At 61.5% G+C, this 13116-nt stretch carries 11 protein-coding genes; 6 read left to right on the top strand and 5 right to left on the bottom strand.

The window, feature by feature from the left end:
• Window positions 1-99 precede the first annotated feature (99 nt).
• The 4 genes from PSH91_RS23705 to PSH91_RS23720 are packed head-to-tail and all read left to right on the top strand — an operon-like array spanning window position 100 to window position 4133.
• Window positions 100-1026, top strand: a complete 927-nt coding sequence (locus PSH91_RS23705; RefSeq protein ID WP_047229758.1) for a DUF72 domain-containing protein — start codon at window positions 100-102, stop codon at window positions 1024-1026.
• Window positions 1023-1835 carry an endonuclease/exonuclease/phosphatase family protein gene (locus tag PSH91_RS23710; RefSeq protein ID WP_076383448.1) on the top strand — a complete coding sequence of 271 codons (813 nt, stop codon included), beginning with the start codon at window positions 1023-1025 and terminating at the stop codon, window positions 1833-1835. The genes PSH91_RS23705 and PSH91_RS23710 overlap by 4 nt, the downstream gene beginning before the upstream one ends.
• Window positions 1832-3130, top strand: coding sequence for a cardiolipin synthase ClsB (clsB, locus tag PSH91_RS23715; protein WP_047229760.1), 1299 nt, complete (start codon window positions 1832-1834; stop codon window positions 3128-3130). The genes PSH91_RS23710 and clsB overlap by 4 nt, the downstream gene beginning before the upstream one ends.
• Entirely contained in the window at window positions 3117-4133 is a 1017-nt protein-coding gene (locus PSH91_RS23720; RefSeq protein WP_160893667.1) for a lysylphosphatidylglycerol synthase domain-containing protein, read from the top strand. The genes clsB and PSH91_RS23720 overlap by 14 nt, the downstream gene beginning before the upstream one ends.
• A gap of 153 nt (window positions 4134-4286) precedes the next feature.
• On the opposite strand, the gene PSH91_RS23725 is transcribed toward PSH91_RS23720, so the two are convergent.
• The 3 genes from PSH91_RS23725 to PSH91_RS23735 form a co-directional block, all read right to left on the bottom strand.
• Window positions 4287-5045, bottom strand: a complete 759-nt coding sequence (locus PSH91_RS23725; protein WP_047229762.1) for a S9 family peptidase — start codon at window positions 5043-5045, stop codon at window positions 4287-4289.
• Window positions 5035-6144 carry a DUF3182 family protein gene (locus tag PSH91_RS23730; RefSeq protein ID WP_305466870.1) on the bottom strand — a complete coding sequence of 370 codons (1110 nt, stop codon included), beginning with the start codon at window positions 6142-6144 and terminating at the stop codon, window positions 5035-5037. Before PSH91_RS23730 ends, PSH91_RS23725 begins: the two co-directional genes overlap by 11 nt.
• Window positions 6145-6345: 201 nt before the next feature.
• Complete coding sequence (locus PSH91_RS23735; protein WP_173406491.1) at window positions 6346-7338, bottom strand: GlxA family transcriptional regulator; 993 nt, start codon at window positions 7336-7338, stop codon at window positions 6346-6348.
• A gap of 96 nt (window positions 7339-7434) precedes the next feature.
• On the opposite strand from PSH91_RS23735, the gene PSH91_RS23740 reads away from it, so the two are divergent.
• Entirely contained in the window at window positions 7435-7989 is a 555-nt protein-coding gene (locus PSH91_RS23740; protein WP_139049050.1) for a cysteine hydrolase family protein, read from the top strand.
• A 108-nt stretch (window positions 7990-8097) separates the two neighbouring features.
• Here PSH91_RS23740 and PSH91_RS23745 read toward each other — a convergent pair whose 3' ends face one another.
• Window positions 8098-8616, bottom strand: a complete 519-nt coding sequence (locus PSH91_RS23745; RefSeq protein ID WP_047229766.1) for a single-stranded DNA-binding protein — start codon at window positions 8614-8616, stop codon at window positions 8098-8100.
• Between the two features lie 9 nt (window positions 8617-8625).
• Window positions 8626-10023: an MFS transporter gene (locus PSH91_RS23750; protein ID WP_047229767.1), complete on the bottom strand. Its 1398-nt coding sequence runs from the start codon at window positions 10021-10023 to the stop codon at window positions 8626-8628.
• 179 nt (window positions 10024-10202) lie between these two features.
• Between PSH91_RS23750 and uvrA the strand changes: the two genes are divergently transcribed.
• Window positions 10203-13037, top strand: coding sequence for an excinuclease ABC subunit UvrA (uvrA, locus tag PSH91_RS23755; RefSeq protein ID WP_047229768.1), 2835 nt, complete (start codon window positions 10203-10205; stop codon window positions 13035-13037).
• Window positions 13038-13116 lie beyond the last annotated feature (79 nt).

Genomic DNA, 13116 nt, shown 5'->3' on the forward strand with positions numbered 1-13116 from the left:
CCTGCCCTCACCATCGGTAACTCCATCGAAACTTTCTACCCCGCGCGACAGTCATCAAAAGACACAGGCGGTACGAGGTCATTGGCACGGGAGGGACACATGACGGCGATCCACATTGGCATTTCCGGTTGGCGTTATACGCCTTGGCGGGGGGATTTCTACCCCAAGGGGCTGACCCAGAAACGGGAATTGCAATTCGCCTCGCGAGCGGTCAACAGCATCGAAATCAATGGATCGTTCTACGCCCTGCAACGCCCCGAACGGTATGCCCAGTGGTACGCCGAGACCCCGCCCGGCTTCGTCTTCAGCGTCAAGGCGCCGCGTTTCATCACCCACATCAGACGTCTTCGGGACATTCACAAGCCGTTGGCCAATTTCTTCGCTTCCGGCGTGCTGGAGCTCAAGGAGAAACTCGGCGCGATCCTCTGGCAGTTTCCTCCCAGTTTCAAATTCGATCCCGAGTTGTTCGAAGACTTTCTCAAGCAACTGCCCCACAACACCGAAGATGCCGCCGCCCTGGCCCGGGAGCACGAACCGCGCCTGAACGGCCACGCCAGCACCCAGGCCGACAAGAAGCGGCCGCTGCGTCACGCGGTGGAGATCCGTCATGAAAGCTTTATCGATCCACACTTCATCACCTTGCTCAAACGCTACGACGTGGCACTGGTGATCGCTGACACTGCGGGAAAATGGCCGTATCGCGAAGACGTTACCAGCGACTTCGTGTACTTGCGCCTGCACGGAGCCGAGGAGCTATACGCCAGCGGCTACACCGATGCGGCCTTGAAACGCTGGGGCGAGCGGATCGAGGCCTGGAGCCACGGCACACAACCGCGCGATGCCCATTTGATCGACCCGAAAAAGAAACCCCGCGCCCGCAAGAGCCGGGAGGTGTTCTGCTATTTCGACAATGACATCAAAGTCCGTGCGCCCTATGACGCGCGTCACTTGTTGGAGCACTTCGACCTGGACAAGGACCTGGCCACCACGCCCGGCGAGCGCCCGGCCGAGGGGGTATTGCCATGAGCATCCCGGAGTTCACCGAAACGACCCGCGATCCAACCCAGGAACGGACGCAAGACCTCGACCGGATCAATCGCTTCACCGTCCTGACGGTCAACACCCATAAAGGTTTCACCGCCCTGAACCGGCGCTTCATCCTCCCGGAACTGCGCGAGGCGGTGCGCAGTGTGTCCGCCGACGTGGTGTTCTTGCAGGAAGTCCACGGCACCCACGAGCACCACCCGCAGCGCTATTCCAACTGGCCGAGCATGCCGCAATACGAATTCCTCGCCGATAGCCTCTGGCCACAGTTCGCCTACGGGCGCAACGCGGTGTACCCGGCGGGGGACCATGGCAACGCATTGCTGTCCAAATTCCAGATCATTCGCCACGACAACCTGGACGTGTCTATCAGCGGCCATGAAAGCCGCGGCATGCTCCACAGCGTGCTGCGTCTGCCGGGCGGCGATGAGCGGGAAATCCACGCCATCTGCGTGCATCTGGGGTTGCGCGAGGGGCATCGTGTCGAGCAATTGAAACTGCTTTGCCAGCGTTTGAGCGAACTGCCGCCCGAGGCGCCGGTCATCGTCGCCGGGGATTTCAATGACTGGCGCGGCAAAGCCAGCGAGCTGCTTGAACCCAGCGGCCTGCGGGAGGTGTTCGCCGAGCAATGGGGCAAGCCGGCCCGCAGCTTTCCGGCGCGCCTGCCGGTCCTGCGTCTGGACCGCATCTACGTGCGCAACCTCAAGGCCCGTCATCCCAAGGTATTGAACGTACGCCCCTGGTCTCACCTTTCCGACCATGCACCGCTTTCGGTGGAGATCGAATTATGAGCGCGACTATGAACAAGGCGACGGTGGAACAGGTAGAGGTTCCGCCGACCGAGCGCAATCCGGCGCTGGTGGACATCGAGTACGGTTGGCACGGCAATAACCGGGTCACGCTGTTGGAGAACGGCGAGGAATATTTTCCCAGGGTCTTTGAGGCCATACGCCGGGCCGAAAAGGAAATCCTCCTTGAGACCTTCATTCTGTTCGAGGACAAAGTCGGTATCGAACTACGGGACCTGTTGGTGGACGCGGCCGGACGTGGCGTGCGCATCACCGTCAGCCTGGACGGTTTTGGCTGCGGCGAGCTGACCCCGGAATTTCTGGCGACATTGAGCGACGCCGGGGTGCGTTTGCAGATATTCGATCCCGCGCCCCGGCACCTGGGCATCCGCACCAACTGGTTCCGGCGCCTGCACCGCAAGATCGTCGTGGTGGACGGTGTGATCGCGTTTATCGGCGGGATCAATTTTTCCGCAGACCATCTGGGCGACTTCGGTCCCGAGGCCAAGCAGGATTATTCCGTGGAGGTCAAAGGACCGGCGGTGGTGGATATCCATCACTTCGCGCTGTTGCAGAGCGGTCGGCCCAGCCGGGCCAAATATTGGTGGCAACGCCGCCGCAGCCGCCGCAACGAGTTGGCCTTCAACGATCATGACGGTCAGGTGCGGCTGGTCTATCGCGACAACCATGAGCATCAGACCGACATCGAAGAGGTGTACCTGCAAGTATTGCGCAGCGCCCAGCGACGCGTGGTCATTGCCAATGCCTATTTCTTCCCCGGTTTCCGGCTGCTGCGCGAGATCCGCAATGCCGCGCGGCGTGGCGTGGAAGTACGACTGATCCTGCAGGGCCAGCCGGACATGATGATCGCCAAGCTCGCAGCGCGGATGCTGTACAACTATCTGCTCAAGGCCGGCGTGGTGATCTACGAGTATTGCGAACGGCCGTTGCACGGCAAAGTCGCCTTGGTGGATGAGGACTGGAGCACGGTGGGCTCAAGTAACCTCGACCCCCTGAGCCTGTCCCTGAACCTGGAAGCCAATGTGCTGATCCGCGACCGGGCCTTCAACCGTGAATTGTTCGAGCGCCTCGATGATCTGAGCCGCAACCATTGCACCGTCATGCCGGCCAACCCTGCCCCTCGGGGCCTGCTGTGGCGCATGACCATCGGCTTCATGGTGTTTCACTTCCTGCGCCACTTTCCGGCCTGGGCCGGCTGGCTGCCAGCCCATAAGCCGCGCCTGAAACCTTTTTCGCCGCCCACGGCGGTTCGGAGCGAACCCCATGAACCACTCTGACGCGCACACGGCGCCAAGTGATGCCCACGCATCTGATGCCCACGCGGCCGAACACAGCAAACCCAAATCACGCTGGAGCCGCTGGAAACGCCCACTGACCCTGGCCTTCTTCCTGTTGCTGATCGTGTTGTTCACTGCCCTGGCCCGGCGCATTGACTGGGCCGAAGTGTTCGCGACCCTGGCGGACTTCAAACTGCGCACGTTGCTCATTGCCGCTGCGCTCACCGTTACCAGTTTCATCACTTACGCTTGCTACGACCTGATCGGCCGCACCTACATACGGCAGAAACTGGGCTGGCGGCAGATATTGCCGGTGGGGGTGATCAGCTACGCCTTCAATCTGAACCTCAGTGCCTGGGTCGGCGGCATCGCCATGCGCTACCGGCTGTATTCACGGCTGGGGGTCAGCAACGGGAACATCGCCAAGATCCTCGGCCTGAGCCTGGCCACGAACTGGTTTGGCTACATGACGTTGGCCGGGGTGGTGTTCAGCAGTGGCCTGGTAACGATGCCGCCGGGGTGGAAACTGAGCAGCACTGCGCTGCAAGGCGTGGGCGTGCTGCTGCTGTGCATCAGTGCCGGTTATCTGGTGGCCTGTCGGTTTTCCAAACGTCGGGCCTGGACCATCCGCGGCATGGAAATCAACCTGCCGTCGCTGCGCATGGCGGGGCTGCAACTGGCGCTGGGGGCGTTGAACTGGTCGCTGATGGCGGCGGTGATCTTCACCCTGCTGCCGGGCAAGCTGGATTATCCGGTGGTGCTCGGGGTGCTGATGATCAGCAGCATTGCCGGGGTCATCACGCACATTCCGGCGGGATTGGGGGTGCTGGAGGCGGTGTTCATTGCCCTGCTGCAGCACGAGGTTTCTCGTGGCAGCCTGCTGGCGGGGCTGATTGCCTATCGAGCGATCTACTTCATCTTGCCGTTGTTGATCACGGTGGTGATGTACCTGGTGATCGAGGCGAAGGCCAAGGCATTGCGGGTCAAGCCGGGGCCTAAGTGACAGGGTTCTGAGTTATGGGTTGTCTGAGCGGGCCTCTTCGCGAGCAGGCTCGCTCCCACAATTGATCTGCGGCGAACATAGGATTCCTGTCCACCAAAGATCTCCTGTGGGAGCGAGCCTGCTCGCGATAAGGGCCGCATGAACACAACGCAATCACCGCGCCTGAATAATGCTCAACCGCTCACCCACTACCATCTCGGTGATCCAGTCCACCAGGATTGAGGTGTAGGCCTGTTGGGACACTGGGTCGCTCAAGGCATGGTCGGCGCCGTCGATGATCCGGTGCGTCAGCGAATGGGTCTGCTGGCACGCCGCTCGGTAGCTCATGATCGTCGCGTGGGGCACATGGTCGTCGGTCTCCGACTCCACCAGCAACACATCACCGGTGAACTGCGAGCATGCGTGCAAGGCGCGGTTGGTGTCGGCGTGCACCAGGGTACTGCGATAATCCAGCAGGTCAGTCTTGTCCAGGTCACGCTTGGGCGTGTGCCATTGCTCGTCGCGATACAGCGCCGGCACTCGTAAAGCCAGCCAGCGCACTGGCCGCAGCAACGTCAGGATCGCCGCCAGGTAACCGCCGTAGCTGGTGCCCACCACGGCGATCGCCGAGGTGTCCAAGGCTGGATGGGCGAGCAGCCGGTCATAGGCGGTGAGCAAATCCCGCAAGTTGTCTTCCCGGGTTACCCGGGATAACGGAATGCCCGCCCCGCCGGTATGCCCGCGCAAGTCAAAGGTCAGACAGACGCAACCCAGGCCGGCAATGCCTTTGGCGCGCTCCAGGTCACGCTCCTGGCTACCGCCCCAACCGTGGACGAACAACACCCCTGGAACCTTGGATTTAGGGCTCAGAAAGGTGCCGTTCATGTATTCGTCGTCGATCTCGATCTGAATGGTTTCGCTTCTAGCCGTCATAGGAATGAACCGTTACGTATTTAAGAAGAAAGTCACCATTGTGCGCGGGGCCGCGATAGACCTCCCTGGCCCCAGGAGGCAGGGGCTGGTCAGTGTAGGTCTCCACCGAGGACACACGGACCGCGCTGGACGTAGGATCCTCAATGAACGCCTGCAACGCCGCGAGCTCAGCACTGCTGGCGCCGCCCATGCGCCATGACTGCTCCAGCACACCACCGCGAGGCTGACCACTGACGTCAATGCCCTGGGCGATGTCGTAGTTGCGCCGCGAGGCAAAGAACGTTGGAAAAGCCTGATTGGCGGCATCGTCAAACACCTGCGCCAACCGCACCGCCTCACGCACATCGTCGGGCAGCTCAAGCTTGAGCAATTCAATATAGCCGCCCTGCACCGCCAACAGGTCCGAGCCGCCGTAAACCTCCAGCCCTTCACTGTCCCGCGTCAGATGTTGCACACCGCAATAGCTCAAGACCTTGCCGTTGATGAAGCTCTGGCCGACGCTTTGGGTCTTGACCTGTTCGAGGTTCTGCTCAAGCACCACACCGTCGCGAAACAGCGCTTGAGCCTCGGGGCCGGCGGCGATTTCATCGAATTGCGCCAGACTCTTGATCACCCGCTGATCGCGTCCGGCACAGGCATGGATAGGCTTGAAGCGGATCGCTCCGGTGTACAGCAGGTGCTCGGCCGCCTGGCGCGCGTCCTGGAGCGCAAATACCGTCACGCCATCGAGCACCGCCCCCCGGGTCAACTTGGCAAACAGCGGTGACCAGCCCAAGGGCGCGACCGCGTGCCTGCTCAGCAGACCGTGGGTGATTGCCTTGGTGCAGATAAAATCATGCTCGACGTAACCGCCCCATAGATCCTCCGGCCCTTTGACGCCCAAGCGCAGGGCGGCTTCGGCACCTATGACGGTTTGCGTGGGCAGCAAGTACAGATCATGGCCAGCATGATGCTGTTGGTCATAACTGCCGCCGTATTCAAGGCCGAGAATCTGCGCCAGCCAACGGGCCAGCGCCCGATTGGTTTCGACTTCATGAAGCGGCGCGTGGGGGTTGATCGAATGGTCCACTACCAGTTTGTTACGATTGACCGTCGTCATGCGGTGCCCTTTTAACTGCGCTCGATGGCTTTAGATAAAGGGGTGCAGAGATCAGGCCAACGGTGTTGCGAGCCAGGACGAGCAACGAAACGGGCGTCTGAGGGAGGATTGATAGCACCGGGCCTGTTTCATTCTGCACGACACCCTGAGGACATCCGGCAAATTGCACGACGACTGCGACGGTGGCGAAGAGATCGATGACTACTTTGGCGCATTCATCGGGCTGACCCCAAACCTCGCCCGATAATCACTGGGCGCCAACCCAGTAATTTTCTTGAACGTCGTACGAAAAGCCCCCGGGTCCTGATAACCCACCGTCCAGGCAATGTGGTCGATGGTGCCATTGGTGAACTCCAGCATTTCCCGGGCCTTGCCGACGCGCAAGTGCTGACAGTATTCGGTGGGCTTGAGCCCGGTGGCGGCGCGAAACCTGCGCAGGAAGGTGCGTTCCTCCAGCCCGGCCTGTTCGGCCATGGCGCCGAGGGAAACGTCCACTGCGCCGCTGCCTTGCAACCAGTGCTGGACCTTGAGAATGGCCGCGTCACCGTGTCCGAGGATGGGCGCAAAGTTACTGCCACATTGGCTGGCGCTGTCGCTGTGTTCGATCACCAGAAACTGCGCCGTGCGCGTGGCGATGCTGGGGCCGAGCAGGCGGTCCACCAGTCGTAGCCCCAGCTCTGACCAGGCCATCAGCCCGGCCGTGGTAATCAGGTCGCCATCGTCGACGATGGGTTTATCAGCGTCGAGCTTGATCTTCGGATAACGCGCGGCAAAGGTCTTGGCCGAGGTCCAGTGGGTCGTGGCGCTGCGCCCATCGAGCAGGCCGCTTTCGGCCAACAGCATCGAACCGACACACACCCCACCCAGCACCGTGCCGTCGGCATGCCGCGCTCGCAACCAGGTCATCAGCGCCTGCGACACCAGCCCCTCACTGAAACCGGCGATGGACGGTGGAATCAGCAGCGCAACCAGTCTGCCCTGAGGACCGGCGAAACTCTCGAACACCCGGGTCGGCACTTCTCCCTCCTGCGCTCGCCAATGACTGACCCGCAGGCGCGGCAACTGAGAACTGGCTTGCTCGTCGGCAATCCGCTGCGCCACGGCGAACAGATCGGTCAAGCCATGCACCGCCGCCAGTTGCGCGCCGGGGTAGATGAGCACCCCGAGCTCAGCGACTGCCCTTTGCTGCGTCATTGTCAGTTTTCCCTCGCTTATTGTCGTTACGGCCCATTCTGAAACCGGTGGCATGAGCCAATACTGGCTTCAGACCCCACTGATCGAGGAAGCCTTATGTCCAAGCAAGCGCTCATCGTAGTCGATATCCAGAACGACTACTTCCCCCAGGGAAAATGGCCATTGGTCGGTGCCGAAGCGGCCGCCGATAACGCCGCCAGACTGATCGAAGCCTTTCGCCAGGCCGCGGATCAGGTGGTGCACATCCGTCACGAATTCACCTCCGATTCCGCACCGTTCTTCACCCCAGGCTCTGAAGGTGCGCAACTGCATCCCAAAGTGCTCAACCGCACCGACGAACCGGTGGTGCTCAAGCACTTCGTCAACTCGTTTCGCGAAACCCAATTGCAAGCCATCCTTGACCGCCACGACATTAAGCACCTGGTGATCGTCGGCAGCATGAGCCACATGTGCATCGACGGGGTCGCCCGAGCGGCGGCGGACATGGGCTATGAGGTCACGGTGATTCACGATGCTTGTGCCAGCCGCGATCTGGAATTCAATGGGCTCGTCGTCCCGGCGGCTCAAGTACATGCGGCCTTCATGTCGGCCCTGGGTTTTGCCTATGCGGATGTGGTGAGCACTGAACAGTTTTTGGCTGCCCGCCACTGAGTGATGCCCCAAGCGGCAAATTCAAGGCTAAAAAAAAACCGCGCCTCGTAAACCGAAGCGCGGTTTTGTTTTTAGCTTGAAGCTCGCTGCCTGGAGCTTCCAGCGGCTTTAGAACGGAATATCGTCATCAAAGCTGTCGAAATCCGGAGCCGGTTGCGGCGCGGCCTGTTGCGGAGCCGCTGGACGTTCACGCTGTGGCTGAGGCGCCGACTGCGGGCGAGGTGCTTGCTGACGCGGAGCAGCCTGCTGGTAGTTGTTGCCACCTTGCTGCTGGTCACCCTGTGGACGACCGCCCAGCAGTTGCATGGTGCCTTGCATGTCGACCACGATTTCGGTGGTGTAGCGCTTGATGCCGTCTTTTTCCCACTCGCGGGTCTGCAGCTTGCCTTCGATGTACACCTGCGAACCCTTGCGCAGGTATTCGCCGGCGATTTCGGCCACCTTGCCGAACATCGACACGCGGTGCCATTCGGTCTTCTCGACCTTCTGGCCGGTCTGCTTGTCGGTCCACTGTTCGCTGGTCGCCAGACTCAGGTTGGTCACAGCGTTGCCATTGGGCAGGTAGCGAACTTCGGGATCCTGGCCGCAAGTACCGACCAATATGACTTTGTTAACCCCACGGGCCATAACGTTCTCCTAGGCTTCGCACGTGGTCGGGGCCGGGTTGTTCACCAGGCGCTCGAGCGTCGCGCGATCCAATAATTCGGTGTCCAGTTTGATATAAACGGCCGCTTCGTCGGCGACCACCACTGCATCGGTTACTCCAACGACGGCCTTAAGGCGCTCGGTCAGGCCTGCTTCGCGGATGGCTTCGGGCGACAACGGCAAGCGCAGGCTCGTCACATACGGAGGTTCGCGCATGGTAACAGCAAAGACCAGCCAAAGTGCAGCCAGCGCGGCGCATCCCAGGAACACAACCGACAAACCGCCATGCTGGAACAACCAGCCGCCGAGGATCCCGCCCAACGCCGAACCGAGGAACTGGCTGGTGGAGTAAACCCCCATCGCCGTGCCCTTGCCACCCGCCGGTGAAACCTTGCTGATCAGCGACGGCAGCGACGCCTCCAGCAGATTGAACGCGGTGAAGAACACCACTGTGCCGATCACCAGGGCCCGCAGGCTGTCGCCGAACTGCCAGAAGAATAGCTCAGTGAGCATCAGCGTCACGACGGCGCCGAGCAAAACTCGTTTCATTTTGCGTCGCTTCTCGCCGTAGATGATGAACGGAATCATGGCGAAAAACGAAATCAGCAGCGCAGTCAGGTAAACCCACCAGTGCTGCTCCTTGGGCAGGCCGGCCTTCTCCACCAGCGCCAGCGGCAAGGCAACGAAGCTGGACATCAACATGGCGTGGAGCACGAAGATGCCCAGGTCCAGACGCAGCAGGTCCGGGTGCTTGAGCGTCGGCATCAGCGCCTGGCGAGCCACCCCTGATTCGCGGTGCTGCAACGGCCCGGTGGAGCGCGGCACCATGAACGCCACGATCAGGATGCCCACCAGCGCCATCGCCCCCGTGACCAGAAACAGCCCCGACAAGCCAAAGGCGCGGGTCAGCAACGGCCCGACGACCATGGCGACGGCGAACGACAGACCGATCGTCATGCCGATCATGGCCATGGCCTTGGTCCGATGCTGTTCGCGGGTCAGGTCCGACAGCAAAGCCATGACGGCTGCGGAAATCGCCCCGGCGCCTTGCAGGATGCGTCCGGCGATCACGCCCCAGATCGAATCGGCATTGGCCGCCAGCACACTGCCCAGGGCGAAGACAATCAAGCCCAGGTAGATGACGGGACGCCGGCCTATGCGGTCGGAAATGACCCCGAACGGGATCTGGAAAATCGCCTGGGTCAGGCCGTACGCGCCAATCGCCAACCCGATGAGGGCCGGGGTCGCGCCTGCCAGATCCATCCCATAGGTCGCCAGCACCGGCAACACCATGAACATGCCCAGCATACGGAAGGCGAACACAAGAGCCAGACCGCTTGCTGCGCGTGTCTCGCCGCTGCTCATGCGTTCGCTGTGGGGATCGTGCATGGAAAAACCTCGTGTGAACCGGCGGCGATTCTACCAGTCCCATCGATTGAGGGGGTATATCGCGACCGTTTGCCGCGCAGTCTTCATGTATGACTGCAAACTCACTTTCAATAGTGTGCATCCATCCAGTATTTGCCCGTATACTCCTACGTTTTCGACGCCCGCCGAGCGAGGCCACTTTGGACAAGATCCTGATTCGTGGGGCCCGTACCCACAACCTGAAGAACATCGACCTGACCCTGCCACGGGACAAGCTGATCGTCATCACCGGCCTGTCCGGATCCGGCAAATCATCCCTGGCCTTCGACACCCTGTACGCTGAAGGCCAGCGGCGCTATGTCGAATCCCTGTCGGCCTACGCCCGGCAGTTCCTGTCGATGATGGAAAAACCCGACGTCGACACCATCGAAGGCCTGTCGCCGGCGATTTCCATCGAACAGAAGTCGACTTCCCACAACCCACGCTCAACCGTCGGCACCATCACCGAGATCTACGACTACCTGCGCCTGCTGTATGCGCGGGTCGGTATTCCCCGGTGTCCCGACCACGACATCCCGCTGGAAGCCCAGACCGTCAGCCAGATGGTCGACCTGGTGCTGGCCCAGCCCGAAGGCAGCAAGTTGATGCTGCTGGCGCCGGTCATCCGCGAGCGCAAGGGCGAGCACCTGATGGTCTTCGAAGAACTGCGCGCCCAAGGCTTCGTTCGGGCACGGGTCAACGGCAAGCTGTGCGAGCTGGACGAACTGCCGAAGCTGGATAAACAGAAAAAGCATTCGATCGATGTGGTGGTCGACCGCTTCAAGGTCCGGGCCGACCTGCAACAGCGTCTGGCCGAATCCTTCGAGACCGCGCTGAAACTGGCCGACGGCATCGCCCTGGTAGCGCCGATGGACGACGAGCCCGGCGAGGAAATCATCTTCTCGGCGCGCTTCGCCTGCCCGATCTGCGGCCACGCCATCAGCGAGCTGGAACCCAAGCTGTTCTCCTTCAACAACCCGGCCGGCGCGTGCCCGACCTGCGATGGCCTGGGGGTCAAGCAGTTCTTCGACACCAAGCGCCTGGTCAATGGCGAACTGACCCTGGCCGAGGGCGCAATTCGCGGCTGGGACCGGCGTAACGTCTACTACTTCCAGATGCTCGGGTCGCTGGCGGCCCACTACAAGTTCAGCCTGGACAAACCCTTCAACGAGCTGCCCGCCGACCAGCAGAAATTCATCCTGCACGGCAGCGGCTCACAAAGTGTCGACTTCAAATACCTGAACGACCGTGGCGATATCGTCAAACGCTCCCACCCGTTCGAAGGCATCGTGCCGAACCTGGAGCGGCGTTATCGCGAGACCGAATCGGCCAGCGTGCGCGAAGAACTGGCCAAGTTCCTCAGCACCCAGCCCTGCCCCGATTGCCGCGGTACCCGTTTGCGTCGGGAGGCGCGGCATGTGTGGGTCGGCGAGAAAACCCTGCCGGCGGTGACCAACCTGCCGATTGGGGACGCCACCGACTACTTCGGCGGCTTGAAGCTCACCGGCCGCCGGGGCGAAATTGCCGACAAGATCCTCAAGGAAATCCGCGAGCGCCTGCAATTTCTGGTGAACGTTGGCCTGGACTACCTGACCCTCGATCGCAGCGCAGATACCTTGTCCGGCGGCGAAGCCCAGCGTATTCGCCTGGCCAGCCAGATCGGTGCCGGCCTGGTGGGGGTGATGTACATCCTCGATGAACCGTCCATTGGCCTGCACCAGCGGGACAACGATCGACTGCTCGGGACGCTCAAGCACCTGCGGGACATCGGCAACACGGTGATCGTGGTCGAACACGACGAGGATGCGATCCGCCTGGCGGATTACGTCGTGGACATCGGTCCGGGTGCGGGCGTGCATGGCGGGCATATCGTTGCCCAAGGCACAGCCGCCGAAGTCATGGCGCATCCCGACTCCCTGACCGGCAAATACCTGTCGGGCCGGGTGAAGATCAAGGTGCCGGCCAAGCGTACGCCGCGCAACAAGAAGCTGTCGCTGAGCCTCAAGGGCGCCCGTGGCAACAACCTGCGCAACGTTGACCTGGACATCCCGATTGGGCTGCTGACTTGCGTGACCGGTGTGTCCGGCTCCGGCAAATCGACGCTGATCAACAACACCCTGTTCCCCCTCAGCGCTACGGCCCTGAACGGCGCCACGACCCTGGAGGCCGCCGCCCACGACAGCATCAAGGGCCTGGAGCATCTGGACAAGGTCGTCGACATCGACCAGAGCCCCATCGGTCGCACACCGCGCTCCAACCCGGCGACTTATACCGGGCTGTTCACGCCGATTCGCGAGTTGTTCGCCGGCGTGCCGGAGTCCCGTTCACGCGGCTATGGCCCGGGGCGTTTCTCGTTCAACGTCAAGGGCGGGCGCTGCGAAGCCTGCCAGGGCGACGGCCTGATCAAGGTCGAGATGCACTTCTTGCCGGACATCTATGTGCCGTGCGACGTGTGCAAGAGCAAGCGCTACAACCGCGAAACCCTGGAGATCAAGTACAAGGGCAAGAATATCCACGAAACCCTCGAGATGACCATCGAAGAGGCCAGGGTGTTCTTCGACGCGGTGCCGGCCCTGGCGCGCAAGCTCCAGACGCTGATGGATGTGGGGCTGTCGTACATCAAGCTTGGGCAATCGGCAACGACGTTGTCCGGCGGCGAGGCCCAGCGGGTCAAGCTGTCTCGCGAGCTGTCCAAGCGTGATACCGGCAAGACCCTGTACATCCTCGACGAGCCGACCACGGGCTTGCACTTCGCTGATATCCAGCAATTGCTCGACGTCCTGCATCGCCTTCGCGACCATGGCAACACCGTGGTGGTAATTGAGCACAACCTCGATGTGATCAAGACGGCGGACTGGCTGGTGGACTTGGGGCCGGAAGGCGGCTCCAAGGGTGGTCAGATCATCGCGGTGGGTACCCCCGAGGAAGTGGCCGAGATGAAGCAGTCGTACACTGGCTACTACCTCAAGCCGTTGCTGGAGCGTGACCGGGACTGATTTTTCCCCGGCCACGAAAAAGCCCCTGTCATCTCATCAATGACAGGGGCTTTTTTGTTTGATCGTTCCTACGCTCCGC

It is taken from the genome of Pseudomonas sp. FP1154, from assembly GCF_030687245.1.
Classification (GTDB): Bacteria; Pseudomonadota; Gammaproteobacteria; order Pseudomonadales; family Pseudomonadaceae; genus Aquipseudomonas; species Aquipseudomonas rhizophila.